Consider the following 25,927-nt stretch of genomic DNA (forward strand, 5'->3'; position numbering starts at 1 on the left):
CAACCCACTTGCTTTTCCTCAAGAAAATTCTTATGAAGGCCAACTGACATCATTTAATAAAAACAGGGTTAGTAATACTTTATCCACCGGTGAACTTTTTACTGTCTCGCTGGACTTACTGTTCAGCCAAGCGATGTGTCATTGCGACAGCCGTCTGTTTTCTCCTGCAAACCATTAATCGAGATGCAATCGATGACTAGAACCATGCTGTCTGTTTTCAGTGCAGTACTTTTGTGCGCGCACAGTGTCTGCGCACTGTCAGCGGACTCAACTTCCAGCACAAATACCGCTGTGTCCGATCAACAGATCCGGACGCAGGTGGAAGCCAAGCGCGACCAGTTATCAGGCGCCGACAAGATCAACCCGGCTCAACAACAGAGTTCGTCGTCCCTGCTCGAAGCGCCGGTGGACACTGACGACGCCCCTGCCCAGGCACAACGACCATGAACAACCTCAATCAACCGATCACATCGACCGGAAGGACACTTGCCTTGTCAGCCTTCAAACAGACGCTGGGCCTGAGCCTGCTGACGTTCAGCGTCATGCAGGCCAACCTTGCGCTCGCCGCCGTGACCCCGGCGACCGGTAATGCAGTCGAAGCGCGCGTCAGCTCGATTCTCGACAACATGAACCAGTCGGAAAAGATCAACTTCACCCGCGTCGATGACGGCCACATGATCCCATCCCTGCTCAAGTGGGGCATCAAGGGCACAGTAGCGTATGACTCGTCCATGGGCGTGCACGTCAACAATGCCACGTTCGGTGCTCAGTACCCTTCGCAGTCCGCGCTCGCAGCGACCTGGAGCATCAACCGGGCCAAGGAATTCGGCCTGGCCATCGCTTATGAGACACGCATTTCCGGCGGCCAGCAGATGCTTTCGCCAGGCGTCAACCTGTACCGCACGCCCTACAACGGTCGTTCGGCAGAGTATGTCAGCGGTGAGGACCCGTTCCTCGGCGCGGTACTGGCACCGGCCATTGTCAACGGCATTCAGGCACAGGGTATCCAGGCCAGCGGCAAGCATTACCTGGCCAACGAGCAGGAAGCCAATCGTCAGGCAGTCGACATAAAGGTCGATGAGCGCACCCTGCGTGAACTGTACCTGCCGGGCTTCGAGTCGATGGTGAAGAACGCCAATGTCGCCTCGATCATGTGCGGCTTCAACAAGGTCAACGGCGACTATGCCTGTGAAAACCATCACTTGATCACTGAAGTGCTCAAGGGCGAATGGGGCTTTCAGGGCATGGTCATCAGTGACTTCAACGCCATTCACGATGCGTTCAAGGGCGCATGGGCCGGTACTGACATCGACATGCCATCCGGCCTGCAGTTTACCGAAGCCAAACTGCTGCCTTACCTGTGGAGCGGGCAACTGACCCAGAACGTGATCGACGACAAGGTCAAACGCAACCTGCGCGCCATCGTCAGCTACGACCTCCAGGAAAACCTCAACACCGCCAAGACCCTGGAGCATCCCGAGTACGGCATGCGTGCTGCGCTGAATACCGCGCGCGAATCCATCGTATTGCTGCGCAACGAAAACACCGCGGCAGGCAAACCGCTGCTGCCGCTGGCGCGCTCGGCGAAAATCGCCGTCATCGGCAACTGGGCCCACGATGTCCCGGCATCCCCTTTCGGCACCGCTAACTCGCCGCCCAACAGCTATGTAACCGAGCTGAGCGGCCTGCAGCAACTGGCGTCCAGCAGCTCCGATGTCACCTACCTCTCGGAAATGAGCCTGAATCCGGCCAGTTCGGTGTGGTATCAGCCGGCAACCGGCGACAACGGAATCAGCAACACCGGGGTAAAAGCCGAGTACTTCTCCAACACCAGTTTTTCCGGCGACCCGGTGCTGACGCGCGTGGAACCAGGCTTGAACCTGAACTGGACCACCGGCAGCAACGTCACCAACGCAGGCAGTACTGCGGTGTCTGGCTTCAGCCCATCACCCGGCGCATTCTCGGCGCGGTTTACCACCACCATCAAACCAACCGTCTCGGGCGCTCAGGTGTTCAAGGTGCGGGCAGACGGCCCGTACAAGCTGTGGGTCAACGACGAACTCGTGCTGCAGAGCGACGGCGTGCCTTACTCCGGTGACGTAGTGAACGCGCTGACAACGTCGGGGAAAACCGCAGCATTGTCGGCTGGCAAGACCTACAGTGTGAAGCTGGAATACCAGCGTGTACAAGGCAACTTCATCCCGGTACTGGGTAGCCTGACGGGCGTGCAGATGAGCTGGGCGTCGTTGCGTCCGCCAAAAGACCTGTCGAAATACGATGCGGTCGTGGTCGCTACAGGGAACACGTCCGAGAACGAAGGCGAAGGCTCTGACCACGGCTTCGATCTGCCCGATCAACAGGGCGAACTGATCAGCTTCGTCGCCAAGGCCAACCCCAACACCATCGTCGTCATGCATGGCGGCGGCGTGGCCAATATGCAGCCTTGGGCAAACAAGGTGGGCGCTACGCTGCAAGCCTGGTTCCCGGGCCAGCAAGGCGGTCAGGCGCTGGCCGAGATCCTCTATGGCAAGGTCAACCCGTCGGGCAAGCTGCCGGTGACGATCGACAAAAAAATCGAGGATAACCCAAGCTACGCCTCCTATCCGGATCCGGCTGCCTATCGCGGCAGCAACCCGTTGACCGAAATGACCTACAGCGAAGGCCTGTACATGGGTTATCGCGGCTATGACAAGAAACACGCCAAGCCGCTCTACCCGTTCGGTTATGGCCTGTCCTACACCACGTTCAGCTACAGCGACCTGAAACTGTCGACCAACGTGCTGACGCCGGGCTCGACAATCGACGTCAAATTCACCGTGACCAATACGGGTGACAAGGCAGGCTTCGAAGTGGCACAGCTGTATGTGCAGCCGGTCAAACCTGCGGTGGACCGTCCGGAGAAAGAGCTCAAGGGCTTCACCAAGGTGTACCTGCAACCCGGCGAGAGCAAGACTGTCAGCGTACCGATAGACTCCCGCTCCCTGGCCTACTACGTCGACAAGACGGCAAGCTGGGACGTGGACGCCGGGAAGTTCAAGATTCTCGTGGGGGCAGACTCGGAGAACCTGACCCTCAACAGGACGCTGATCACCCTGTACCCGGAAAAACTGACCACCCGTGACAGCAACCCGCTGCCACTGCCACTGCGCAAGGCAGTCCAGGTCAGCGCGGCACAGACTTACTGATGCACCCCGTCAAGGCTCAGGGATGAGCCTTGATATCCCTGCCCAGACGCTGCACGTAGATATCGAAAACCGCCATGACGTCGACGTCTTGCGGGCTTCTCAGCCACTGAATCTGCAAACCGTCCATGACCGAGAAGATTTCCTGGGCCAGGGCTTTGACATTGATGTCGGCACGCACTTCCCCCGCCTCTATCAACGCCTGCAAATGGCCGCGTGCATGCTCATGGGTCAGCTGGAATCGCTCGCGATGCCATTCCCATGCGGGATGCGACTTCGACAGGCTCTCGGTATTCATCAGCAGTGCCGCCTGACACTCGTCGGCATTCTCGATACTGAAGCTCATGCTCAGCTTCAGAAATTTCAAAAACCCTTCAAGCGTCGGTTCGGTCACCAGATCCTGAAAGCGTGACGTAACCCGCTGATCCCTGCGCTCCAGCAACGCAGCGAGCAAGGCTTCCTTGTTGGGGAAATGGTGCAGCAGGCCGACGGTGGTGATGCCGGCAAGCAATGCAACCTCGCGCATTGATGCACTCGAATAGCCGTCCCTGGCGAAAACAACCGTGGCGGCATCCAGCAAGGCCTTTCTGCGCATGTCACCCTTGGGCGCACGACGGCGCTTGGGCGCAGCTGTTTCTTCGGATTCATTCCCTGATTCTTCGATAACCATAAAAACCTGATAACGCCTTGATTCAATGTACCCCGATGCTGGTTACCGGGGCCCTGCTGGTAAAAAACCGCTTCGCTGTCAGTGAAGCTGTGGTGATGGAGATCAGCGCAATGATCGCATTACCGGTAAACATGCCAGGCAATGCACCACTGCTGCCGAACCAGTGAATACCGGCGAATACGAAGGGCACTGTACCCGCTGTTGCCCTGAGCCAGGCAAACACCGCCACCCACCATGACTTGTTCATGGTTATGAATACGGCGATGGCGACGAAATCCAGACCAATCAAAACCCAGAGGCCGCCGCCCCACAAGCAAAAGGCCATGAACACAGCGCGGGCCTCTGCTCCCAACTGGTAGAGATCGGCAATCATGCCGCTACACAGCACCAGCATCAACCAGACTACCAGCCCGTAACAGACCACCAGCCGCCGGGTAAAGATGACCGCAGAACGTACGCGATCATCGCGGTTCGCACCAATATTCTGGCCAAGCACCGGGGCCAGCGCGCCGGGCAAAGCAAAAAAGGCGCAATACGAAAACTGCAGGACCCGATCCAGCACTGCCATGGCGGCCAGGGCGGAGGTGCCGAATGCCGAAAGCGAGGCGACAAGATAAGCCAAACCGACCGGTGTCGCCAGATTCGCCGCCATGGCAGGAAGCGCAAGCCTGAAGGTACGCACGGCATGCAGGCGCAGCAGTTTCAGATTGCGTGTGAAGACCATCCCTATGCGGCTGCGCACCCAATACAGGCCGATGGAAGCGGACACCGCTGCCGATATGGCAAAGGCGATGCCTGCGCCGTTCAGCCCCAGGTCCAGCACAAAGATGAACAGCGGGTCTGCGACCGCCAGCGTGGCGGCCGCTGAGAGCACCACTGCCAGCGCCCGACGGTTATCACCGGTGGTTCTGAGCATCTGCGCCGACATCTGCATCACGGCCTGTAGCACAGTAAAAGGCAGTGTCAGCCAGATGAAACTGCGCGCCGCCTCGTAAGTGGCCGCCTCGGCCCCCAGCCAGTGGGTAATCGGCACCACCAGCGCCAACTGCGTGACAGACGCCAGAGCGGCGACCGTGACTACCATCAGCATGAGGCTGCCGGTCAATCGAGGGATGGACTTCACCGCACGATGACCGATGCGTTCCGACAATACCGAAGTCGCAGCGATGATCACGCCGGTCACCAGCGCGCTGTTGAAAAAAATCAGCACCTTGGCGATGCCGACCGCAGCCAGAAGCACAGGGTCATGCAGCATCGAGACATAGACCAGCGTCAGTATGTCGACGAGAAAAACCGCAAACAGGCTCAAGGCACTGGTACTGGCGGTGACGACGATGTGGCGCGCTACGCTGCCCTGGGTGAATCTTGCGCTGGCTTGGGCCATCAATGTTCTCAAAAGGCCTGGTCAGCCCGGCATGCAAGGCATTCCCATGCAAGTGCATGAGGAACGGAAGTTTGTAACCGTCATGCCAACGCTGGCACGAGCAACGATCACCGCCAAATGCGAGGGTCGCTGTCGCGGGCTACTTGCTCGCCGCCATCAGACGATTCACTTCACTGCGAACCATGTTGGCGTATTCCGGCGGGCTCATCGTGTCCAGTTCGGAACGTACCCATTCGGACCACTTGCCCTTGCGCTTGGCGCGCTCGCCCATCAAGCGTGCAGCCTCACTCTTGGCCTTGCCCAGATTGCTCTGCCAGAGGTCGAACAAACGGGATTTCTCGTCTTCAAGAGCGGTACGTTCGGGGAGCGGCCGATTGGCCAGATTGAAACTCATCACAGTCACCTACGGCTAAAAACGGCTGCATCTTACACCCGTAAGGGGCGTTACCTGCAGAGTCTTGCGTCGGGTCATTCAAGCAATTGCAACTTTTCAGGATGCGCGAGACTCCATTGATCACTGTTGCCATCACTTGAAAGGAAGATACCCATGGCTCGTAAGACCCCTGCTCAACAAGCTGCCGATCAAATCAAGGATCAGGCATTCAGTGACCTGCAGGCACTGATCGAAGAATCCGACAAATTGCTCAAGGAAAGCGCTGCGCTGGTTGGCGAAGAAGCAGAAACACTGCGCGCACAACTGAGCCTCAAGCTGAAGCAGGCACTGGATTCGATGGCCAGCGTGCGCGACCGCACCAAACCAGTTGTTGAAGCGACCGAAACCTACATCGGTGGTCACCCGTGGCAAACCGTGGCTATTTCTGCAGGCTTCGGCCTGGTAGTCGGCCTGCTGCTGGGTCGTCGTTGATCGACAGCCGCTGATGAGACGCATCGCGGGCCTGGACACGGGCCCGCAATGCCTGATGCTGCTGCAACGATGGTGTAGGTCTGATGAATTACCTTAAGCGGGCGTGCTGCACCACCGACGGCTCGGCAAACCGGTGGGATTTGCTCACTTTGGCCTGCAACAACACGCGCTGTTCCTCGGCCTGGGCCTGGCTGTCATAAGGTCCGATCAATAATTGCTGTTTACCGTCGATATCCACGATGACCGGGGCGTAGCTGCGTTCCAGCAGCCAGGCGCTGGTATCGCTCACGGCTTCGCGCGAATTCATCTGAATGAACCACTGTGGCGTGGAGACCGGAGCAGTAACCGCCGCATCCTGGGCTTTTTCCCTGGCGGGCGCACGCGAGCTGCCTGCATCGCATCCGGCCAGAGCCAGTACCACTATCATCATTACCGTCTTGCGCACGTAGGTCTGCTCCTCGTCTGAAGTGGCGCGAGTCTAACATTCCCGCAACGCCCGTTGATGGACTGTGTCGAGGTGTCGCATGCCCGGCCAAAGGGCATTGGGCACTGGCCATGCGCTGTTCTCGCAACAATCAGTTATATTTTTTGCGATCACTGGTCATGTGATCAGATATTTCTTTGCATATAAACGCAACATGAAGTGTCAAACGCCTGCGACCATGTTGACCGATGGCTTGCCGCCGTTGGTGCATTAGAACAGGAGTTCATCATGTGCGACGACCGTAACCCCCTACATTGCTTCATTCCGCCTTATATGCTCGAGCGTATGGCGCAGTCCCCCAAGACTCTGGTCAGTGCCCGGGCCATTGCCAATCTGACGAGCAGCTCGGCGTTCCTGGCATCAAGACTTTCAGCCCGAACCATGCCCTCCATGCACGCGATCAAATCGCCTGACGGTCGAAAGCACCGCGTGATTCACGATGCCAAGGGAACCGACGATCTTCCCGGCGCTGTGGCTCGCAAGGAAGGCCAGGCCCCGACTGGCGACAAGGCAACCGATGAAGCCTACGACGGTTCCGGCGATGTCTACGATTTCTACGCGGAACTGTTCGAGCGCAATTCGCTGGACGACAGTGGCATGTCGCTGGTGTCTACGGTGCACGTCGCCGAGGTGGACTTCAATGGCGACCACGTACCGCTGAGCAACGCCTACTGGAATGGCAGCCAGATGGCGTATGGCGACGGTGATGATCTGGTCTTCAAGCGCTTCACCGGCAGCCTGGAAGTAATAGGCCATGAACTGACCCACGGGGTGCAGAGTTTCACCTCGAACCTGGACTACCGCGGACAATCCGGAGCCCTCAACGAGCATTTCGCCGATGTCTTCGGCATGCTGGTGCGTCAATGGAAACAGGGCACCAGCGCCGCCGAATCGGACTGGGTAGTCGGCAAGGAATTGTTAGTTCCTGCCCCTACACGACGGGGCATTCGCGACATGGAAAAACCGGGCACCGCCTACTCCAACGATCCAGACCTGGGCGATGACCCGCAACCGGCAACGATGGCCGACCTGTACACTGGCGCCAAGGATCGCGGCGGCGTACACATCAATTCGGGCATCCCCAATCGGGCGTTCGTGCTGGTTGCCAAGGCGCTGGGCGGAAATGCCTGGGAAGTGGCGGGCAGAATCTGGTATGAAACGATGCTGGAGCTGGCGTCTGATAGTCAGTTTGTCGACTGCGCCAGAGCCAGCATAAAAATCGCCTCGGACTCACGCTTCGGCCCAAAAGCCAAAAAAGCCGTACAAGCGGCCTGGAAGGAAGTCGGGGTCAAGGTTTAGCCGAAGTGCAACCACCACAAAGGTGCTTGAAATGAAGGTCTGTCTAGTGCAATCCGGCGGCTTTGCGGGTGCCGTCAAACGCTGTGAAGTCGATACGTCCACCCTTGAGCAGCCAGAAGCCGAGCAACTGCAGCGGCTGGTCAGTGACAGCGGCCTGAATCAGTCCAGCAGCGCGTTCAATGATCAGGCGCGGGATCTGAATCAGTACGAGATCACCATTGAGGATGAGGCCAGAGAAATCTGCCTCACGTTCGACGAACACAACGTGCCAGCGTCCGCCCGCCAGTTGCTCGGGTTCCTCAAGCAACGCGTAAAGCCCGGCAAGCTCTAGGACAGGCCTGCCCGAAAAAAATCCGGCGACCGATGCCTTGCAGATGACTGTCAAAGGCATCGGTTGCCGACATATTCGCCAGCCTTGTTCCTGCATGTGCTCCTGCATGGAATAATGGCGCTATGACATGTGAACCACCCACCGCCGCCGCGGTCAATGACGTGTACCGATTCGTTGGCGTGGACTGTACAAAAAAAAAAACGCTTCACACTGCCATTAACGAGGTATCTTTTCGTGCTTCGCGTTCTCACCCCTTACCTCTGCAGCAATGGCGTCGATGAGCACTGTGCATCCTACTGAACACTCTTCTGGCCTGATCATTTGCGAGCATTGCGACTCGCTGTACGAAGCGCAACCGCTGAAGCCCGGTGAAGCAGCGTTCTGCCTGCGTTGCGAGGCACTGCTCGGTCGCGGCCACCGAATGACCATCGAGCAGCTACTGGCGCTGACCGTCGCTGCGGCCATGCTTTTTGTGTTCGCCAACCTGTTTCCCGTGATCAGCATCAGCATGAAAGGCCTGACCAACGAGGTCACGCTCTGGCAATCGGTTGAAGCCCTTGCTCAAGGGCGGATCACAATCATTGCGCTGGTCGCCGGCCTTTCGATTATCTTTGCGCCGCTTTTACAGATCGCCCTTTTGTTCTGGGTGCTGGTACACGCGCACAAAGGCGTCATCGCCCCCGGCTTCAGGGCCTGCATGCGCGCTCTGGAACACCTGCGGCCGTGGAGCATGCTCGAAGTGTGCATGCTCGGTATTCTGGTGGCGATCATCAAGCTGTCCGGAATGCTCGACGTGCATCCCGGCGTCGGCCTGTGGGCCATGGCCATGCTGATGGTGCTGATTCTGCTGATCGCCAACAAGGACATCCGCAGGTTGTGGGATGAATTGGGAGTGCCGCCGCAATGAACGGCATTCCCTTCGCCCATGAACACAAGCTCTGCCTGTGCCATACCTGCGGTTACGCCTGCCAGGAGGACGCTACGCGCTGCCCGCGCTGCGACTCACCGGTGCACAGACGCAAGCCCAACAGTATCAGCCGCACCTGGGCCTACCTGATTGCCGCACTGATCTTCTATATCCCGGCCAATGTGCTGCCGGTGATGTACACCAATCTGCTGGGCAACCGCAGTGAAAGCACCATCATGAGCGGCGTACTGGAGTTCTTTGAAAGCGGCTCCTGGGACATTGCCATCCTGATCTTTGTCGCCAGCGTTCTGGTGCCCTGTCTCAAATTTCTGGTGCTGGGCATGCTGCTGATCACGTGTCAGCGCCGCAGCACCTGGGCGATGCGCGAGCGCGCACGTCTTTACCGTTTCATCGAGCTGATCGGCTACTGGTCGATGCTCGATGTGCTGGTTGTGGCCCTCGTGGCGTCTCTGGTTCAGTTTCGCGAGCTCAGCACCATCGAGCCGCGGATCGGTATTCTGTTTTTTGGCTTGGTAGTGGTGATGACGATGTTCGCCGCCATGAGTTTCGATCCCCGGCTTATCTGGGACGCAGAGGTTGAAGATGTCTGACAATACCCTCCCCCCGTCTGCTTCAGTGCCACGCCCTGAAGTCAAACGTCGTCGCCTGCGCGTCTCGCTGATCTGGCTGGTGCCGATCGTTGCCGCGATCATTGGTGTATCCATGGCCTTGCATGACTGGATGAACATCGGCCCGAAAATCACCGTGAGCTTCCTGACCGCAGAAGGCCTTGAGGCCAACAAGACCCAGGTCAAATACAAAAACGTGATCATCGGCATGGTCACCGATATCACCCTCAGTGAAGACCGTACTCATGTACTGGCCAGCATCGACCTGAACACCAGCGCGGCGCCGTTTACGAGAATCGACAGCCAGTTCTGGGTGGTGCGACCACGCATCGGCGCGCATGGCGTCTCGGGCGTCGACACGTTGCTGTCAGGCGCTTTCATTGGTGCCGACGCGGGCAGCTCCGAAGAGACCAAAACCAGCTTTACCGGTCTGGAAACGCCGCCACCGGTCACTTTTGGTGAAAAAGGCAAGCGCTTCAAACTGCATACCGATGACCTGGGCTCTCTGGACATTGGCTCACCGATCTACTATCGACGCATTCAGGTCGGTCAGGTGGTTGGCTACGAGCTGTCCAAGGATGGTCGCGGGGTCGATATTCAGATCTTCATCAACGCACCAAATGATCAGTACATCACCACCGACACACGCTTCTGGAACGCCAGCGGGGTCGACATCACGGTTGGCGCGTCAGGGGTGAAGGTCAATACCCAGTCGCTGACCTCGATCATCTCCGGCGGTATTGCCTTCCGCGAGCCCAATTGGAGCCCGGACTCGAAACTCGCCGACGAGAACGCAGAATTCAAGATATTCGATGATCAGGCCACCGCACTGGCTCCGCCCGATGGCGAACCGCGTTACATCCGCATGCGCTTCAATCAGTCGCTTCGCGGGTTGACGGTCAACGCAGCGGTGGACTTCCTGGGCGTCAATATCGGCAAGGTGGTATCGGTCGACCTGGATTATGATCCGGCCACCAAGACCTTTCCCGGCATCGTTGGCGCGGTGATTTATCCCAAGCGCCTGGGGGCGGCCGAGTCCAAGCTCAAGGAACTCGGCGGCTCGGGTGATGACGAAGAACAGTCTGCCCGGGTATTGGGCGCCTTCGTGGCCAATGGCCTTCGTGCCCAGGTCCGTAACGGCAACCTGCTGACCGGCCAGTTGTACATCGCCATGGAGTTCGATCCGAAGGCGCCGAAGGTCGCGTTCAACGCTAAGGCCCGACCGCTGGAGATTCCGACCGTGCCCGGCAGCTTCGACAAGCTGCAGGAGCAATTGCAGGCGTTTGTCGAGAAGCTCAGCAAACTGCCGATCGACGACCTGGCGAAGAACCTGAATGGCAGCCTCAGCGAACTGCAGAAAACCCTCAAACAGGTGAACAGCAGCGTGCTGCCGCAGATGCGTGGCACCTTGCAGCAGGCTGAAAAAACGCTGGGCACCGCCAACGATTCATTCGCTGAAGATTCGCCTGCGCGTCAACAGCTGGGCCAGGCGCTGGATGAAGTGCAGCGCACCGCTCGTTCGGTACGGGTACTAACCGACTTCCTCAGCCGCCATCCAGAATCGCTGATTCGCGGTCGCACGGGCGATGCAGCCCCACGCTCGTTCAACGCCCCGTCCTCTTCCCGAGCCATTGATCTGGAGCCAAAACAATGACCTTGCGCCTGAAACTGGCGGTACTTGCCGCAGCCCTGGGCCTGGGTGCCTGCACATCGACGCAGACCCACTATTACACCCTGATTGCGCCCATGGGCGCGGCCAGCAGCGTAGCGGCCAGACCCATGCCGTTCCAGTTCGAGATGCTGCCGGTCTTGATGCCGGTTCAGGTTGACCAGCCGCCACTGGTGGTTCGCCAGGGCAACGGCAGCCTCGCGATTCTGGACACCGAACGCTGGGGCTCGCCGCTGGGCGACGAGTTTCATGATGCGCTGACCCCGCAACTTGAACGTCATTTCGGCAGTAGCGACATGGCTGGCCTGCCGAAAAACAGCGATCAGCCGGTGCTTTCGATCCGTACAGATGTACGTCGCTTCGAGTCGATGCCTGGCAATTATGCGTTGATCGATGTGGTCTGGACGCTCGGGCTTCGCGATGCAGGCGCTACCGCCGGGAGCAAGCGCAAGAGCCTGACTTGCAGCAGCGTGATTCGTGAACAGGCCGGGGAAGGCATGGAAAGTCTCATTATCGCCCACCAGAAAGCCGTGTCCCGACTGGCTGACAAGATCGCCGCCACTGCCGCGAGCTGGACCGCACAGCCCGCCTCTCACTGCCTGTAAGCCTATCGGGAGGTCCATTAAAGACCTCCCGGTTTCAGGCAGCATCGCTGCAGAAAGCCTTGCAAAACCGCCGCTTAAAAGCGTTCAAGTCCGTACAAAAATGTATCACCCTGTTTAATTCCTACGTACACTCCGAGGTCTGTCTGGCACGTTAGTACCTGATCGACCCGAATGCTCGGTTTCCGGGTCTGTTGGAATGCCTTATCGGTCAATGCCAGTAACGCTTGTTAACCCTGATGTGTGGCAACAAGCCTTTGGCTTGCAGCGGACAGTCTATCGAGGACAAACGGATGACAGGGATCGGACCACGGCTGAAAAAGGAGCGCCTGCGCCTCAAACTTTCGCAAAGCGCACTGGGTGCGATAGGCGGCGTGGAGACCAACGCTCAGGGCAACTACGAAAATGGTATTCGCTCTCCCCGGGCAGACTACCTTTCAAGTATCTCGAATGCGGGCGTAGATGTAGCCTACGTGGTGACCGGCCTTGGCTCACCCGCCGTAGCGGCTCAGAACAGCCAGGCCTGCGCGCCGCTCACCCGCGTTGTTGCGCGTTTGCACGGCAACCTGCACGAAGTGACTCAGAACCTGTACCACGTGACCCGTTTGATTGAATCAAACGCAGGCGACAGCAACGTGGACAGCGATCAGTTGGAAAACATCAAGAACGACGCAGAAGCCATTACCGTCGCGACGGTCCGGCTGATCTACATGACCTCGAAATTGAAATGACCCAGAGCATGCAATGTGCCGCCACGGCGGCTCATTGCGCGGGAAACGCCTTGTCCCTGAGTTTCTCCATCACCAACGCTATGAATGCCGACACCGCAGGCGGCAGATGTTGCCGACTGGGATAAAGCACATGCAGACCATGACTGGTACGCTGGTACTGCGTCAGTACTTGGACCAGTCGCCCATCACGCAGATCCGAGCGGATAAGCGTCGCGGGCAACAGCGCAATGCCGAGCCCCGCCAGGGTCGCTTTACGCAATGCCTGCGCGGTGTTGGCATTGAATCGGCTGGCAATCTGCACCTCATGCATCTTCGCGTCCGGCCCGAGCAAGCGCCAGACAGTGCTCCCGCCGGGATGCGCCGTGCTGACGCAGTAATGCCCGTGCAGGCTCTGCAGCGAGTCCGGCATGCCGTGAGCAGCGATATAAGCCGGGCTGGCGACCATAGTGTCATGCCCCTCTTCGATCAATTGACGCCCTACGTAGCCCGAATCCTGCAAGGGGCCGCCGCGAAACGCGATGTCCAGACGGTCAGCGATCAGGTCGGCGCGCTCATCGCTGAGCACGAACTCCACCTGAACCCGTGGGTATTCGGCAAGAAAATCAGCCACCCACTCCATCGAAAAGAAATCGAAAAAATCCGCCATCGCGGCGATGCGCAGCCGGCCGCCAGGCTCTTCACGGCCTGAAACAAGCTGCTCTGCGGCATCCATCAAACCATCGACAGCGCCCACACAGCGTTCGTGGAAGTCCTCCCCTGCCTGGGTGAGAACGAGCTTGCGTGTCGACCGCTGCAACAATCGAGTACCCAGCTGTATTTCCAACTGCTGAACCCTGCGGCTGACCGTATTGGAAGGCATGCCCAGATGCCTTGCCGCCTGCGCAAAGCTGCCGCTGCGCACGACCTGCACAAACAGGGCGACATCATTGAGATCAAGCGCCACGAGACTGATTCCTTCTATTTATGGATGATTCCAAACCAACTATACCGGCTAATCAAGCAATCCACAGAGGCTTATTCTTTGTACTCAGGCATCAAGGCCCAGAGGACAACGCTATGAACACCATCGTCAGCATTCAGCCACGCGCCATCACCCATCGCACCAGCGGCAAAAGCCGAGGGCCTATTACTCGCCTGATGAGCCCGGGCGATCTGGGTCAGTTATTGAAGCCTTTCGTATTTCTTGATCAATTCGGCTTCAAACCCGAGCCGGGGAAAAAAGGTTTCGGCATGCACCCACACTCAGGGATTGCAACGCTGACCTATATGATCGAAGGCGAACTGGCCTACGAAGACACCACCGGTAAATCAGGCATATTGCCCAATGGCGGTGTGGAATGGATGAGCGCAGGCAATGGCGTGTGGCATGACGCCCAGCCGGTCAGCGATGCGCCGATTACAGGCTTCCAGCTATGGATAGCCCTGCCCGCAGCGCAAGAGAATGGCCCCGCAAACAGCGTTTATCTGGCGGCGTCGCAGGTTGCGCAGCAAGGTCCGGCACAGGTGCTGCTGGGGCGTTACGGTGCAGCACAAAGCAGCATACCTGCACCACAGGGCATGAATTATCTGGCCGTAAAGCTGAAAGACGGCGAGCACTGGCGCTACACGCCGCCCGCAGGTCATAGCGTCGCCTGGCTGGCGATCAACACCGGACACCTCGATGCAGGTGGCCCGATCAGCGCTGGCGAACTGGCGATTTTCGAGGAATCTGATCGCCCTATCGACTTCGTCGCAAAAGGCGATACCCATTTCGTGCTGGGGTCGGCAGTCAAGCACCCGCATGATCTGGTCACCGGCTACTATTCGGTGCACACCAGTAAGGCCGCGCTCATTCAGGGCGAACTGGAGATAGAGCGAATCGGCGCATTGCTGCGCGAACAAGGCCGGCTCTGACTGCACAGCACGGCATTGCGCTACGCCACGCTATCAAGCTCGGCAAGCAGCTCAGGCGCGATGACCAGTTCACTGGCGTTAAGGTTTTCGCGCAAATGAGCCAGCGAGGACGTACCGGGAATGAGCAGAATATTCGCTGCGCGCTGCAGCAACCACGCCAGGGCGACACACAATGGTGACGCATTCAGGCGACCAGCCACTCGGGTCAGGGTTTGCGATTGCAGGGGTGAAAATCCGCCCATCGGGAAGAACGGTACATAGGCAATGCCCTGCTCGCCCAGCTCTGCAATCAGCGCTTCGTCAGTACGGTGGGAAAGGTTGTAATGATTCTGTACACAAACAATGTCAGCGATTTCCTGCGCCTGCCTGACTTGTCTTGCAGTGACATTACTCACCCCAAGGTGCCGGATCAAACCCTGGCGCTGCAAGTCGGCCAGCACGGTCAAGGGTTCTTCGATGGATCCTTCTGCCGGCGAGTGCTGGTCTCCCCATGCCCGAAAGTTGACGACATCAAGCACATCGAGGCCGAGGTTGTTCAGATTGTCATGCACCGCCCCGGTCAATTGCGCCGGGCTGAACGCAGGATTCCATGAAGCATCCGGGCCACGTACCGCGCCAACCTTGGTGACGATCAACAGGTCCTTTGCATAAGGATGCAGTGCCTCACGAATCAGCTTATTGGTGACATGCGGGCCGTAGAAGTCTGCCGTATCGATATGGTTAACCCCCAGCGCGAGGGCTTCACGCAATACCGCAACGGCTGCCTGGGGGTCTTTCGCAGGGCCGAACACGCCAGGCCCTGCCAGTTGCATCGCCCCATAGCCCATGCGATTGACGCGATGGCTGCCCAACAGAAATGTACCCGCCTTGCTTGCATGACTCATTGTGTGCCCCTTGATTCCGATATGTGTACCTCACTATAGGCATTGAGCACTGCGCTGATAATCAGGTGTAATCGGCACAACCTGTACGGCTCACAGAACACTGAACAGGACATGATGGGGAAGGAAGAATGACTACCGATATTCAGGACCTGCTGGCATTCGTCGCAGTGGTCAATGCCGGAGGGTTTCGCGAGGCAGCGCGGACCAGCGGCAAATCTGCCTCGAGCCTGAGCGACGCCATACGCCGCATGGAGGCGCGGCTTGGGGTGAGGCTACTCAACCGCACCACCCGCAGCGTTGCCCCGACCGAGGCTGGCGCCAAACTGATGGAGCGCATCGTGCCCGCGCTTGGCGCGGTTGAGTCGGCCCTGGATGTGGTCAACGACTTTCGTGATCGCCCGTCAGGAACGTTGAGATTGAACGTCCCCGTCAGCGCCGCCAGGCTGGTGCTGCCGTCGATCATCACGCCATTCCTGCAAACCTACCCCGACATTCGCCTGGAGGTGGTCACCGAGGAAAGCTTTGTCGATATGCTCGCCGCCGGCTGTGATGCGGGCATCCGCTACGATGAACGTCTGGAGCAGGACATGATTGCCGTCCCCATCGGCCCGAGGTTCCAGCGCTTTGCCACGGCCGCGTCACCCGCGTACCTGAACGCCAGAGGACGTCCTGTGCACCCGAAAGACTTGCTGGAGCACGCCTGTCTGCGAGGCAAATTCCCCAGCGGGGTAATACCGCTGTGGGAATACGAGCGCGCTGGTGAAACCGTCAAGGTCGACCCGGCAGGCCCGTTGACCGTCAGAATAGGCGGAGCCTTTGATCTGACGGTGCAGGCCGCCATCGACGGGCTGGGTGTTGTCCACCTGTTCGAGGACTGGTTACGGCCTCATCTGGACAGCGGCGCACTGGAACCGATACTTGAGCCCTGGTGGCAGCGCTTCACCGGGCCGTATCTTTACTATCCAGGACGCCGCTACCTGCCCTCACCACTCAGGGCCTTCATCGACTTTATCAATGCCCGCGACATCAGCCCATAGCCGCAATCGGGCCTACGCCATGACGCGCCGGTGCTGCCATGGCGAACAACTCATCAACGCGTCTGGCCTCCTCCGCACTCGGCTTGATCGCAATGGCGCACGCGACAAAAATGCCCGCATTGAAGATCAGGCCGATGATGCCGCTGGTCAACGAACCCAGAGCCGGAATGTCATCGGGGTAGATGGTGGTCAGCACAATCGCGATCACAATGCCCACCAGCATGCCGGCAATCGCGCCTTGCTTGTTGCCACGACGACTGAAGACCCCGAAGAACAGCGGCACGGCCAGCTGGATGATGCCCTGATAGGAAATCTGCGCCAGCAGTTGCAGGCGCGCGTAATCGAAGGTCAGGTACGCCAGCAGAGACGCCGCCGCGATGAAAACCACCATGCCCACCTTGGCGAGAACGGTCTTCTCGCGATCACTGCGCGGCTTGCTCCAGGTCGCCAGGTCATTGGCAAACTGTGTACCGCACACCTGAACGCAGCCGTCGACATGGCCGATGCTGGCCGCCAGGACAATCATGATTGCCAGCCCCAGCAACCACGGCCCGCCGATATCGAACAGTGACAGGAACCAGCCATGCTGCGGATGCGCGGCCACGTTGGGGTCCTGACTGATTGCCGCGGCGAACAGCATCAGAATGCCGTAGAAGCCACCCACCAGCATGATGGTCAGGAGTGTGCCCTTCTTCACCGAACGCACACCGCTGGCGGTATAGATACGCTGAAAGCTCATGGGCCAGCACATCGAGCCGATCACCCCGGTAAAGATCAGGCTGAACATGTACATCGGCCCATACGTGCTGCCTGCGCCGCCCGGAATCACCAGCATGCTGGCGGGCAGTTGCGACAGGTTGGCGAACGATGCCTGAGCACCGAACAGCAGGAAAATGCACAGCGCGGCACACAGCACGTAGGCAATCAGCCCCTGATACATGTCGGTCATGATCAGGCCGCGCATGCCCATGCTCACCGTCCAGTACTGCCGGATCAGGATCACCACCACCCCTACCAGCAGGCAAGTGGTCACGCCCCAACGGCCAAAGCTGGCGAACTGAAAAAGCGTCGCGAGGGCCTGAATGCCCATCACCACCCAGGGAAATACCGAGATGATGCCAATGATCGAAGCAATGCGTTTGACCACCGGGCTATTGAAGCGCATGCCCAGCAGATCCGGCTGGGTGGTCAGGTTGAAACGCTTGCCCCAGGTCCAGGCACGATTGGCCATCAGGTACATGGCAGTAACGCCGAGCGTGGCGTAGACCATGCCGTAAAAGCCCAGCGCGCCACCGACAGACAGTGCAAAGAACGCGGTAAAGGTTGCACCCGGCCACCACGAGTTGGTGTAACACATGGCGATGAACCAGGGGCCGTAGGAACGACCGCCAACCGCGTAGTCGGAAAAGCTCTCGCTCTTGCGATTGGTCGCGTACAACACGGCAATCATGCCCGCCAGGAACACGCCGATCAGGCCGAAGGTGATGTAAAGGTCCGAAACCGTAGTCGTGCTGATCATTGCCCGTCCCCCTCTTGTGGAATTTCACCCAGCAGAGACTCGACCACGTAAAGCATCCACAGGCCCAGCCCCATGAGCACGGCGATCAGAATCCAGTAGAAGATCGGCAGTGGCACACCGAGCACCAGCGCGGTGCTGCCACTGACCTTGAGGTAGAACGGCGGAAACAGCGCCATCATCAACAGCGCAAAGAAGTACAGGCCAAACACCAGATTTTTCAGGCGGCCGGGGTTTTCAGAAGACGGAACGTTACTCATGGAGTGCTCCTTGAATTTCAGGATCTGGCTATGGATAAGTGATCGGATAAAACTCAAGCAGGAAAAGGAACACGCGGTCACCCGCTACTTTTTTATTATTTGAGTGCTTGTTACAGGTATGCCTGGAGAAGACGGGTCATGCCTGCCGCAACCAGGTTTCCCATTGCGAATCATTGATGATGCTGCGCGCGCGCATGTGCTTCCAGGTGCCGTACTTGTAGAAGTCGAAGTCGAGTTGCGACACGGCGTGCTGGACCATTGCCCAGGTTGACCATTTGATATCTGCCAACGCCTTGTTCAGCTTGATCCGCGCTATGGTTTGCGCGCTGACCTGACCGAAGTAGTCCTCGATCAGCGCCAGCTCCATCTCGTCACTGAAAAACATCTCGCCGAACCACAGCGCCAGTTCGTAATGGCGATCGTTATTGGAGGCGTACTCGAAATCCACCAGGCGAATCTGACGCTCCGCGTTGAGCATGAAGTTGCCTGCCAGCGTGTCATTCATGCACGGTGCCAGATCAATTCCGGAAGCTTGCAGGGCAGCTTTTGCGCGCTGATATTGCAGGCACAACCAGTCGTCATCCTGAGGTTTGATGCCCTTGAGTTCCGCCACCTGGTTCTGGTGCTCGGCAATCATGTCGAACACGGTCTTGGTCTGTTTCAGCAACGGCTGATCGTTGAACGCCTTGAGCCCGTGCAGAGCGCCGTGGCGTATGTCGCGCTGCAGGAAGTCATGATTGGAGGATGCCCGCCAGCCCTCCATGAACTCGAACACTTCGACACCGAACGCTTCAAGAAACGCAAACACCGGCGCACCGTAGCCGGTTTGCGCCGCTTTCACACTGGCCTCGTGGGCGGTGTGGCGGTCAATGAACATTTCTGTGCCAGCGCCCGGTACCTTGAAGAAGTACGCCGTGTCGGCCCCCTCGACCTCGACCCGCCAATTGGTGTTGGAAATACCGCCGCTGACCGGCTCGTAGCCGACGCGCCGTCCCTGCCAACTGTCGATACTGCGCACCGCAGCTTCAAGTTGTCGTTCCTGGGTACTGACAGACTGCCCTAACGTTTTCATGCTCTACCCTCCTGAACCTGACGCATCCAGCCTTCCAGGCGCGGGTCCTGAATACACTGCCGACAACGCAGCAACGTCCATTGCCCGACCTTGGAAAACTCCAGTGGCCGCACGGACGTCGTACCCGCCCAAAGCCCCCACAATGTCCAGTACCAGTCGTTGATCAGCGCATACAAGCGGCAGACGGCATAGTCGACTTCCAGACACTGCCCCGCCCATGCGCTGATCCCTTCGCGCCACTGGGTTTCAAACGAATAAAGCTCATTGAGGGTAATCGCAACGTCGTACCACGGGTCCATGCAGCCGCCGTAGTCGAAATCCACCAGGCGCAACCGGCCATCGCGTGACACCATGACATTGCTGGCCACGCCGTCACCGTGCAGCGGCACCGCCTGCACAGAGCGGGTCTGCAATGCCTGACAGACCATGTCAACGCAGCGGTCAATCCATTGGTGTTCTGCCGGCAGTGCAACGTTGTCACGTTCGCAGAGTGTGCGAAGGCGCTCGATATCCATCATCGGCGAGCGCACAACATCAGGCACAGGCCCGGCATGCACCAGCCGCTTGAGCGCCCACAGCGCCTGAAGACGGCCCGGCGCGAGCAGGTCATCAAGCCGGGCAGCACGCCAGTCCAGACCCAGGTCCTCGAAAATCAGCACACCGCAGGCCGCGTCTGCGCCAAGCAAGCGCGGTGCCGCGCCGCTGCGGCCTGCGCATTCACTGGCCTGCGCCGCCTGTTCGAAATCAATCAGTTGCGCCATGTCGGCATGCAGCACCTTGGCGTAAACAGCGCCCTGTGCAGCGACCACTCGAAACCCCGTCCACTCGGTCGACAGCCTGGAAGGCGATGCCACACCCTGCGTAACGACCTCAGTGGGCGCGTTCGCATCCAGCCCGCAGCTTGCCAATGCACCGCGCAGGCGTGTGGTCAGGTCGTCGGCATATGACATGGTCAGTCCTCAACGAAACGAAGCGGATGAGGTGCAAGCCCGATACAACAGCCCGGTCAGCATGCGCAAACCGTTGCGCATGTCCTGATCGCTGGTGTATTCGGCCTCGTTATGGGAAACGCCATTGCTGCTGGGGATGAACAGCAGGCACACCGGGTAATGGCGGTTCATGCTGATTGCGTCATGGCCAGCGACCGTCATGCTGTCGGCGGTCGACAGGCCCAGTTCGCCGCCTACTGCGTGCGCCAGCTCCGCAAAACCGTCATGCAGCCTGGCGGGCGGGCGCAGTACGCTGCTTTCCACCTCAAACTCCGTCATGGTCCTGTCGGCGATGGTGTGCAGCGTTGCGTCCAGTCGTTCACCTGCCGCGCTCAGCAGACCGACATCGCGGGAGCGGTACTCGATAAGCAGGGAGACCCGGGAAGGCACGACATTGGGTGAATTGGGATACACCTCGATACGCCCTACCGAGCTGTGCATCTGCAAGCCATGTTGCCCGGCCTCGTCGCGCACCGCCGTAATGGTGTGTGCGGCAGCCAGCAATGCGTCACGGCGGGCGGCCATGGGCGTAGGGCCGGTATGATTCTGCTCGCCATCGAAGCGCACCCGGCGTTTCAACGCGGCCCAGGTTTCCCGGACTACGCCGATTGCCGTCTGGCTGCTCTCCAGACCAGTGCCTTGCTCGACATGAATTTCGACGTACCCGGCAATGTTCAAATCAACCTGATCATTACCCAGATAACCTATCGCCTGCAGCGCATCCTTCAAACGGATGCCATCGCCATCACGGCTTTCCCAGGCATTTTCCAGGGCCAGTGCCCCGGTAAATACACCACTGCCGATCAGGCTCGGCTGAAAGCGGGCGCCCTCCTCGTTGGTCCAGTTGACGACGGCCAGATTGCAGGCAGGTATTTCACCGCGTTCACGCAGTTGTCGCGCCAGACTGGACACCGCCACGGCACCGGCAAGCACGCCGTATACACCGTCGAAACGACCCGCGCTCGGCTGGCTGTCCAGATGTGAACCGCACAGCAGATAAGGCGCCTGGGGATCAAACGTCATGAGGCCGAACAGGTTGCCGATCGAATCGACACGCACTTCAAAGCCGTGCTCTTTCAGCCAGTCCCGAAACAGGTCGCGTACCCGACCGTCTTCAGCCGATGCTGCCAGCCGGTGCAAGCCACCCGCAGGTGTTGCACCAATGGCAGAGCTTTGCTGAAACAGTGCTTCGAATGCCGCCAGATCAGTTTCACCTGGCTCGATCAGTTCAGGGATAGAGGGTGTCGACATGATCTTTCTCCAGGCGTGTCACAAACTCGTCGGATAACGCGCGATTGGTGACCAGGGTAGTGATCGCGGCGAACGGAAGAGTATTGATAAAGGTGCGATGACCGAACTTGCCATCATCAGCCAGTACAACACTGCGCGTGCAGTGCCTGACCAGCGTTCTGCGCAACATGGCTTCCGGCTCCTGGTAATCCATCAGCCCAAGGTCCAGATCAACGCCGCCGATCCCCATGAAGGCGATGTCGTAATGGAACTGTCGGGCGAACTCCAGCGTGTGCGGCCCGATCAAGGCGTTGTCGGTACGCCGCACATCGCCGGGCGCAACCAGCACCTGATTGTCGCTCTGGTGCGATATCAACTGGGCGATGTCCAGCGAGTTGGTGATGATCTTCAGCTGGCTGAACCGCGTCAGTTGCTGGGCCAGCGCCAGCGTCGAAGTACCGGTGTCGAGGAAGATCGCCATGCCTTCGCTGACCAGTTGCGCAGCGCGGGCAGCAATACCCGCCTTGGCGCGGGGCTTGAGCCTGCTGCGTTCCTGCAAAGGCAGTTCTTCGCTGGATCTGGGCAGAATCGCGCCACCGTGAATTCGTCTTAATCGGCCCTCTTCTTCCAGATACTTGAAGTCGCGGCGGATGGTCTCTTCGGACACGAACAGCAATTGTGCAAGGTCCGACGCCTTGACCCGCTGCTGTTGGGCGAGCAGGCGCATGATTTCGTCCAGACGCGGCTGATTGAGCATGGGGGTGACATTCCGTTGCAAAGTAAGAACTCCAGTGTCCGGGCCCGTTGGCCGTTGATCCGCAAGCAAGAGGGACATGGCTACTGCCCCAACATCGGTGGCAAGTGTTGATCCCATGGCGCGATGGCTTCCACAGCGGCACAGAACTGCAGCACCTGAGCGTCGGCAAAGCGTCGCCCGACCACTTGCAGACCAATGGGCAGCCCGCCGGAACTCCACCCGCAGGGCAGATTGGCCGCCGGGTTGCCGGTGATGTTGAAAGGGTAAGTAAATGGCGTCCAGCGCGCCCACGGCACAGCGCCGTCCTGCCCGGCATAACCGGCCGGTGCCACGTCGTCGGCAGCAAACGGCAGAATCGGCAACGTGGGCATGATCAGCAAATCGTAATCTTCAAACAGCGCATGGACCTGATTGGCAAACGCAGCGCGCTGTTGAAGTGCCTGCAAGTAATCATTCAGGCTGTACTGGGCAGAACGCCTGATCAGATCGGCAAAGCCAGGGTCAAGCTGATCCAGTTGCTGCGCAAGCGCCTTGCCATAGGCGATACCGCGTCCGGCAACCCACAGGGTTTCGAACGTCGCCAGCGGGTCCTGCCAGGCTGGTTTGAGCGTACTGACCGTGACGGGCAGCGACCTGGCGATATTACCCACAGCAGCTTCAACCGCTGCGGCGATTTGCGGGTCGACCGGTGTGTCAAACAGCGTTGGGCAGAAGCCGATACGCAACGGGTTCAGCGGTTGGTCACACCGTGCCAGAAAGGACTCGTCAGGGGCTGGCAGCGCCTGGTGATCCAGCGGATCCGGCCCCGACAGGATATCGAACAGCAACGCGCTATCACGCACGGTTCGGGTAATCGGCCCGGCATGACTGAGCATTTCGGTGGCCGACCAAGGCCAGGTCGGAATGCGTCCCAGGGTGCCTTTGAGGGCAAACGCGCCACAGAACGAGCCAGGTATGCGCACCGAGCCGCCACCATCGGAGCCCAGTGCGGCCGGCACCATGCGCGCCGCCACCGCAATCGCCGAACCGGAACTGGAGCCACCACTGGTCAGTGTCGGGTCCCACGGGTTACGTCCGTTGCCGAACACCCGCGACGTACTCGCGCCGGTCCAGCCGAACTCGGTCGTCGCTGTCTTGCCCAGAATGATCGCACCGGCATTCTTGAGGCGGCGAATGATCGGTGCATCCTGTACCGGCACCGAGTCCAGAGCAGTCAACGAGCCACGCGTGGTGCGCAGTCCCGCTGTGGAAAAGAGATCCTTGATGCCAAAGGGTATGCCGTGCAGCGGACCTCGTACCTGACCACGCTGCAGTTCGGCAGTCATCGTCCAGGCCTGTTCAAGCGCGACATCGGCGTATACATCACCAAACGCATTGAGTGTGGAATTGTGGGTTTCAATCGTTGCCAGACATAACTCGGTCAAGCGTATCGGCGTCATGCAGCCTTTGCGGACAAGCGCGGCAGCTTCAATCACGGCAGGCATGGACGATGGCTGTGGCTCAATCAATGTAGATACCTCTTTTTCATCAGTGAGATACTTCTGCGCGATGCCCAATGCCGACGACTGTCGGCGCATTACATTCAGCAGGGGCTGGCGCGTCAAGTGGGTTTTGTTGGATATATTGAATTTGTGGTTTTAAATTTTGTAACAGCACCGTCACGGTGCCAAAAAAAGCTCAAAACCCTGCGTCGCCCAATTGCGGTGCGCAGTTAAAACGGCGGGAAGAGGCAGGAGGAAGAAAGAAGGAGGCGATGGGCAAGCAGAGAGAACGGCGCCTGTCCGTGGCGCAGTCCTGTCATTGAAACCGGTATTTCAAGTCAGCGATCAAACCGCCAGATCGTGAGCATGGAACTCGGTTACACCGACCAGCTGGATTTCAAAGTCAGCATGCAAATCACCATTGACGTTGCCGGACAGCACGTGGTCGGCGAACCGCAGCTGGCCCGCGCCGGTGAACTCGCCGCTGCCAATGAAGCTGAAAGCATCAAGGGCTTTGGTGTCCACGTTGGCATCCATCTTCAGGAAGCTCAGCTTGTCGCCCTGCTGGCTGTTGAAGTCGGTAATCACGTCGCTGGCCTGGCCTTTGCCCATTTCTGCAAGGTCATTGAACACAAAACGGTCAGCGCCGCTGCCGCCGGTCATGATGTCTGCGCCCAGACCGCCAACCAGCTTGTCATTGCCCGCGCCGCCGAACAGCACATTGTTCGCATCGTTACCGGTCAGGGTATTGTTGCGATCATTGCCCAGCAACGTGAACTCGCCCTCACCTTTGAGGTGGACGTTTTCAAAGTTGGCCAGTGGGCCGGCATTCAGGTCGATCACTGTGGCAACCGGCGATGTATTGTCATAGGTGATCTTGAGTGTATCGATGCCCTCATTGGCCTTCTCTTGCACCAAAGCGAGCTCACCAGCCTGATCAATAACGTAGGTGTCGTTACCCAGACCGCCAATCATGGTGTCCAGACCGCCACGACCATCAAGCACGTTATCCAGGCTGTTGCCCATCAGCGTGTCATTGAAAGCAGAGCCAATGGCATTTTCAATGTGTGCACCATAGGCAATCGCCAGCCCTGAGTTCATCAGCGTCGGGGCATCAGGGTTCTGGTTGTAATCGAGGAACGCCTTGCCGATGGTGCTGAACTCACCCTCGTTGAGGTTGATCTTCACAAACGATGCCTGATTGCTGGCATCGATCGTATCCTTGCCACCAGCGTCCCAAATCGTCTCGAACACCGACTGATCGGGTGCCCATTTGTAGACGTCATTACCGCTGTGATAGGTGGTGTTGGCGCCGTATATAAACTGCATGGCCGCCACATCGAGCAACATCGGCGTGGTGGGTTTGAAACTGTAGTTGTTGGTGTAGCTCATGATGGTGTAACGGGCATCTTCGAACTTGGCATCGAGCAAAACATCGTTGTATTGCGAGGCTTCAAACGAATGCTTCAAACCCAATGCATGACCCGTTTCATGCATGAACGTCAGGTAATCATCCGTGCCTTTGGCAGGATCAGCCGCATTGACTTTCGGACCGATCCAGACATCACCGGACCGGCCCAGTGTGCCTGGCGCGTAAGCCTGGCCATACTCAGTACTTTGCAGACTCTTGAAGCCGCCAAAACGAATGTCTCCGACATTGTCCGGGGTGTCCTGAACCTCGGTGAATTTGATGTCTGCCACTGCACTCCATGCACCCAACGCACTTCTTGCCGCCGCTGCCTGGGCATCGGTCAGTGAATAGGCATCGCTGGGCTCCTGAGAGCGACTGTAGTCAGTGGCATAGACGGAGTTGGCAGTATGAAAGCTGTAAGTGAGATGAGTACCGGTTGAATCGCCTAACCAGAACGGCCCCCACAACAGGCTGGTGACTCTGTCGTCGGGAGACCCTTCGGGCAAAAGTTCGGCAGGACTTGAATCATTTGGGCCGGGCATCAGCAATGCTCCTGAAGAATACACACGCTAGTGATTAACCAACGATCTTTGCCCACGCAAAAATCGCCAGGCAGTTTATTACATAACAGGCACACTATGGGC

The 25,927-nt window shown here is 58.6% G+C and carries 26 protein-coding genes; 12 read left to right on the forward strand and 14 right to left on the reverse strand.

What is annotated here, in order from left to right:
* The first annotated feature begins 204 nt into the window (after positions 1–204).
* Both KP808_RS14315 and KP808_RS14320 read left to right on the forward strand, forming a co-directional pair.
* Positions 205–447: a hypothetical protein gene (locus tag KP808_RS14315; RefSeq protein ID WP_002553239.1), complete on the forward strand. Its 243-nt coding sequence runs from the start codon at positions 205–207 to the stop codon at positions 445–447.
* On the forward strand, positions 444–3,185 hold the full coding sequence (locus KP808_RS14320) for a beta-glucosidase (RefSeq protein ID WP_230016356.1): 2,742 nt from the start codon (positions 444–446) through the stop codon (positions 3,183–3,185). Before KP808_RS14315 ends, KP808_RS14320 begins: the two co-directional genes overlap by 4 nt.
* Before the next feature lie 16 nt (positions 3,186–3,201).
* On the opposite strand, the gene KP808_RS14325 is transcribed toward KP808_RS14320, so the two are convergent.
* From KP808_RS14325 to KP808_RS14335, 3 genes are all read right to left on the reverse strand, one after another.
* Positions 3,202–3,852, reverse strand: coding sequence for a TetR/AcrR family transcriptional regulator (locus KP808_RS14325; protein WP_058402244.1), 651 nt, complete (start codon positions 3,850–3,852; stop codon positions 3,202–3,204).
* A gap of 22 nt (positions 3,853–3,874) precedes the next feature.
* The gene (locus tag KP808_RS14330; RefSeq protein WP_058402243.1) at positions 3,875–5,236 is read right to left on the reverse strand and encodes an MATE family efflux transporter; all 1,362 of its coding nucleotides are present in this window, start codon (positions 5,234–5,236) and stop codon (positions 3,875–3,877) included.
* 139 nt (positions 5,237–5,375) lie between these two features.
* Positions 5,376–5,630: a hypothetical protein gene (locus KP808_RS14335; RefSeq protein ID WP_058402242.1), complete on the reverse strand. Its 255-nt coding sequence runs from the start codon at positions 5,628–5,630 to the stop codon at positions 5,376–5,378.
* 153 nt (positions 5,631–5,783) lie between these two features.
* Between KP808_RS14335 and KP808_RS14340 the strand changes: the two genes are divergently transcribed.
* Positions 5,784–6,101: a DUF883 family protein gene (locus KP808_RS14340; RefSeq protein WP_002553234.1), complete on the forward strand. Its 318-nt coding sequence runs from the start codon at positions 5,784–5,786 to the stop codon at positions 6,099–6,101.
* Between the two features lie 88 nt (positions 6,102–6,189).
* Here the strand turns inward: KP808_RS14340 and KP808_RS14345 are convergent, their stop codons facing one another.
* Entirely contained in the window at positions 6,190–6,546 is a 357-nt protein-coding gene (locus KP808_RS14345) for a hypothetical protein (protein WP_058402241.1), read from the reverse strand.
* A 267-nt stretch (positions 6,547–6,813) separates the two neighbouring features.
* Here KP808_RS14345 and KP808_RS14350 point away from each other — a divergent pair, with 267 nt between their 5' ends.
* The 7 genes from KP808_RS14350 to KP808_RS14380 all read left to right on the forward strand — a co-directional run bounded on the left by KP808_RS14350 (position 6,814) and on the right by KP808_RS14380 (position 12,753).
* Positions 6,814–7,884, forward strand: a complete 1,071-nt coding sequence (locus tag KP808_RS14350; protein WP_005745200.1) for a M4 family metallopeptidase — start codon at positions 6,814–6,816, stop codon at positions 7,882–7,884.
* 31 nt (positions 7,885–7,915) lie between these two features.
* Complete coding sequence (locus tag KP808_RS14355) at positions 7,916–8,215, forward strand: protealysin inhibitor emfourin (RefSeq protein ID WP_002553232.1); 300 nt, start codon at positions 7,916–7,918, stop codon at positions 8,213–8,215.
* A gap of 277 nt (positions 8,216–8,492) precedes the next feature.
* Entirely contained in the window at positions 8,493–9,122 is a 630-nt protein-coding gene (locus KP808_RS14360; protein ID WP_058402240.1) for a paraquat-inducible protein A, read from the forward strand.
* Positions 9,119–9,733, forward strand: coding sequence for a paraquat-inducible protein A (locus KP808_RS14365; protein WP_058402239.1), 615 nt, complete (start codon positions 9,119–9,121; stop codon positions 9,731–9,733). The genes KP808_RS14360 and KP808_RS14365 overlap by 4 nt, the downstream gene beginning before the upstream one ends.
* On the forward strand, positions 9,726–11,405 hold the full coding sequence (locus KP808_RS14370; RefSeq protein ID WP_058402238.1) for a PqiB family protein: 1,680 nt from the start codon (positions 9,726–9,728) through the stop codon (positions 11,403–11,405). The genes KP808_RS14365 and KP808_RS14370 overlap by 8 nt, the downstream gene beginning before the upstream one ends.
* Positions 11,402–12,025, forward strand: a complete 624-nt coding sequence (locus tag KP808_RS14375) for a PqiC family protein (protein ID WP_230016357.1) — start codon at positions 11,402–11,404, stop codon at positions 12,023–12,025. The genes KP808_RS14370 and KP808_RS14375 overlap by 4 nt, the downstream gene beginning before the upstream one ends.
* Before the next feature lie 290 nt (positions 12,026–12,315).
* Entirely contained in the window at positions 12,316–12,753 is a 438-nt protein-coding gene (locus KP808_RS14380; protein WP_230016358.1) for a helix-turn-helix domain-containing protein, read from the forward strand.
* A gap of 31 nt (positions 12,754–12,784) precedes the next feature.
* On the opposite strand, the gene KP808_RS14385 is transcribed toward KP808_RS14380, so the two are convergent.
* The gene (locus KP808_RS14385; protein ID WP_122280826.1) at positions 12,785–13,696 is read right to left on the reverse strand and encodes a LysR family transcriptional regulator; all 912 of its coding nucleotides are present in this window, start codon (positions 13,694–13,696) and stop codon (positions 12,785–12,787) included.
* Between the two features lie 113 nt (positions 13,697–13,809).
* Here KP808_RS14385 and KP808_RS14390 point away from each other — a divergent pair, with 113 nt between their 5' ends.
* Positions 13,810–14,646 carry a pirin family protein gene (locus KP808_RS14390; protein WP_058402234.1) on the forward strand — a complete coding sequence of 279 codons (837 nt, stop codon included), beginning with the start codon at positions 13,810–13,812 and terminating at the stop codon, positions 14,644–14,646.
* 20 nt (positions 14,647–14,666) lie between these two features.
* Here KP808_RS14390 and KP808_RS14395 read toward each other — a convergent pair whose 3' ends face one another.
* Positions 14,667–15,530 (reverse strand): aldo/keto reductase family oxidoreductase, encoded by an 864-nt coding sequence (locus tag KP808_RS14395; RefSeq protein ID WP_230016359.1) that lies wholly within the window; start codon positions 15,528–15,530, stop codon positions 14,667–14,669.
* A 128-nt stretch (positions 15,531–15,658) separates the two neighbouring features.
* On the opposite strand from KP808_RS14395, the gene KP808_RS14400 reads away from it, so the two are divergent.
* Complete coding sequence (locus KP808_RS14400; RefSeq protein WP_230016360.1) at positions 15,659–16,567, forward strand: LysR family transcriptional regulator; 909 nt, start codon at positions 15,659–15,661, stop codon at positions 16,565–16,567.
* Here the strand turns inward: KP808_RS14400 and KP808_RS14405 are convergent.
* The 8 genes from KP808_RS14405 to KP808_RS14440 form a co-directional block, all read right to left on the reverse strand.
* Positions 16,557–18,086: a sodium:solute symporter family protein gene (locus KP808_RS14405; protein WP_122259488.1), complete on the reverse strand. Its 1,530-nt coding sequence runs from the start codon at positions 18,084–18,086 to the stop codon at positions 16,557–16,559. The genes KP808_RS14400 and KP808_RS14405 overlap by 11 nt on opposite strands.
* Positions 18,083–18,343, reverse strand: a complete 261-nt coding sequence (locus KP808_RS14410; RefSeq protein WP_004664870.1) for a hypothetical protein — start codon at positions 18,341–18,343, stop codon at positions 18,083–18,085. Before KP808_RS14410 ends, KP808_RS14405 begins: the two co-directional genes overlap by 4 nt.
* Before the next feature lie 136 nt (positions 18,344–18,479).
* Positions 18,480–19,415, reverse strand: a complete 936-nt coding sequence (locus KP808_RS14415) for a choline kinase family protein (protein ID WP_230016361.1) — start codon at positions 19,413–19,415, stop codon at positions 18,480–18,482.
* Positions 19,412–20,365, reverse strand: coding sequence for an aminoglycoside phosphotransferase family protein (locus KP808_RS14420; protein ID WP_230016362.1), 954 nt, complete (start codon positions 20,363–20,365; stop codon positions 19,412–19,414). Before KP808_RS14420 ends, KP808_RS14415 begins: the two co-directional genes overlap by 4 nt.
* A 9-nt stretch (positions 20,366–20,374) precedes the next feature.
* Positions 20,375–21,655 (reverse strand): M20 family metallo-hydrolase, encoded by a 1,281-nt coding sequence (locus KP808_RS14425; RefSeq protein ID WP_230016363.1) that lies wholly within the window; start codon positions 21,653–21,655, stop codon positions 20,375–20,377.
* Entirely contained in the window at positions 21,633–22,391 is a 759-nt protein-coding gene (locus KP808_RS14430; RefSeq protein ID WP_230016364.1) for a DeoR/GlpR family DNA-binding transcription regulator, read from the reverse strand. The genes KP808_RS14425 and KP808_RS14430 overlap by 23 nt, the downstream gene beginning before the upstream one ends.
* Before the next feature lie 80 nt (positions 22,392–22,471).
* Complete coding sequence (locus KP808_RS14435) at positions 22,472–23,875, reverse strand: amidase (protein ID WP_230018889.1); 1,404 nt, start codon at positions 23,873–23,875, stop codon at positions 22,472–22,474.
* A gap of 342 nt (positions 23,876–24,217) precedes the next feature.
* Positions 24,218–25,825, reverse strand: a complete 1,608-nt coding sequence (locus tag KP808_RS14440; RefSeq protein WP_230016365.1) for a M10 family metallopeptidase — start codon at positions 25,823–25,825, stop codon at positions 24,218–24,220.
* Between the last annotated feature and the right edge of the window lie 102 nt (positions 25,826–25,927).

The organism is Pseudomonas savastanoi (assembly GCF_020917325.1).
Classification (GTDB): Bacteria; Pseudomonadota; Gammaproteobacteria; order Pseudomonadales; family Pseudomonadaceae; genus Aquipseudomonas; species Aquipseudomonas amygdali.

Excerpts from the sequence above, each read along its gene's own strand:
- KP808_RS14430 (WP_230016364.1), bottom strand. The coding sequence starts at position 22,391 with ATGCTCAATCAGCCGCGTCTGGACGAAATCATGCGCCTGCTCGCCCAA.
- KP808_RS14425 (WP_230016363.1), bottom strand. The coding sequence starts at position 21,655 with ATGTCGACACCCTCTATCCCTGAACTGATCGAGCCAGGTGAAACTGAT.
- KP808_RS14420 (WP_230016362.1), bottom strand. The coding sequence starts at position 20,365 with ATGTCATATGCCGACGACCTGACCACACGCCTGCGCGGTGCATTGGCA.
- KP808_RS14325 (WP_058402244.1), bottom strand. The coding sequence starts at position 3,852 with ATGGTTATCGAAGAATCAGGGAATGAATCCGAAGAAACAGCTGCGCCC.
- KP808_RS14410 (WP_004664870.1), bottom strand. The coding sequence starts at position 18,343 with ATGAGTAACGTTCCGTCTTCTGAAAACCCCGGCCGCCTGAAAAATCTG.
- KP808_RS14315 (WP_002553239.1), top strand. The coding sequence starts at position 205 with ATGCTGTCTGTTTTCAGTGCAGTACTTTTGTGCGCGCACAGTGTCTGC.
- KP808_RS14400 (WP_230016360.1), top strand. The coding sequence starts at position 15,659 with ATGACTACCGATATTCAGGACCTGCTGGCATTCGTCGCAGTGGTCAAT.
- KP808_RS14440 (WP_230016365.1), bottom strand. The coding sequence starts at position 25,825 with ATGCCCGGCCCAAATGATTCAAGTCCTGCCGAACTTTTGCCCGAAGGG.
- KP808_RS14405 (WP_122259488.1), bottom strand. The coding sequence starts at position 18,086 with ATGATCAGCACGACTACGGTTTCGGACCTTTACATCACCTTCGGCCTG.
- KP808_RS14390 (WP_058402234.1), top strand. The coding sequence starts at position 13,810 with ATGAACACCATCGTCAGCATTCAGCCACGCGCCATCACCCATCGCACC.
- KP808_RS14365 (WP_058402239.1), top strand. The coding sequence starts at position 9,119 with ATGAACGGCATTCCCTTCGCCCATGAACACAAGCTCTGCCTGTGCCAT.
- KP808_RS14415 (WP_230016361.1), bottom strand. The coding sequence starts at position 19,415 with ATGAAAACGTTAGGGCAGTCTGTCAGTACCCAGGAACGACAACTTGAA.
- KP808_RS14320 (WP_230016356.1), top strand. The coding sequence starts at position 444 with ATGAACAACCTCAATCAACCGATCACATCGACCGGAAGGACACTTGCC.
- KP808_RS14370 (WP_058402238.1), top strand. The coding sequence starts at position 9,726 with ATGTCTGACAATACCCTCCCCCCGTCTGCTTCAGTGCCACGCCCTGAA.
- KP808_RS14355 (WP_002553232.1), top strand. The coding sequence starts at position 7,916 with ATGAAGGTCTGTCTAGTGCAATCCGGCGGCTTTGCGGGTGCCGTCAAA.
- KP808_RS14395 (WP_230016359.1), bottom strand. The coding sequence starts at position 15,530 with ATGAGTCATGCAAGCAAGGCGGGTACATTTCTGTTGGGCAGCCATCGC.
- KP808_RS14375 (WP_230016357.1), top strand. The coding sequence starts at position 11,402 with ATGACCTTGCGCCTGAAACTGGCGGTACTTGCCGCAGCCCTGGGCCTG.
- KP808_RS14360 (WP_058402240.1), top strand. The coding sequence starts at position 8,493 with ATGAGCACTGTGCATCCTACTGAACACTCTTCTGGCCTGATCATTTGC.
- KP808_RS14335 (WP_058402242.1), bottom strand. The coding sequence starts at position 5,630 with ATGAGTTTCAATCTGGCCAATCGGCCGCTCCCCGAACGTACCGCTCTT.
- KP808_RS14350 (WP_005745200.1), top strand. The coding sequence starts at position 6,814 with ATGTGCGACGACCGTAACCCCCTACATTGCTTCATTCCGCCTTATATG.
- KP808_RS14435 (WP_230018889.1), bottom strand. The coding sequence starts at position 23,875 with ATGCCTGCCGTGATTGAAGCTGCCGCGCTTGTCCGCAAAGGCTGCATG.
- KP808_RS14340 (WP_002553234.1), top strand. The coding sequence starts at position 5,784 with ATGGCTCGTAAGACCCCTGCTCAACAAGCTGCCGATCAAATCAAGGAT.
- KP808_RS14380 (WP_230016358.1), top strand. The coding sequence starts at position 12,316 with ATGACAGGGATCGGACCACGGCTGAAAAAGGAGCGCCTGCGCCTCAAA.
- KP808_RS14330 (WP_058402243.1), bottom strand. The coding sequence starts at position 5,236 with ATGGCCCAAGCCAGCGCAAGATTCACCCAGGGCAGCGTAGCGCGCCAC.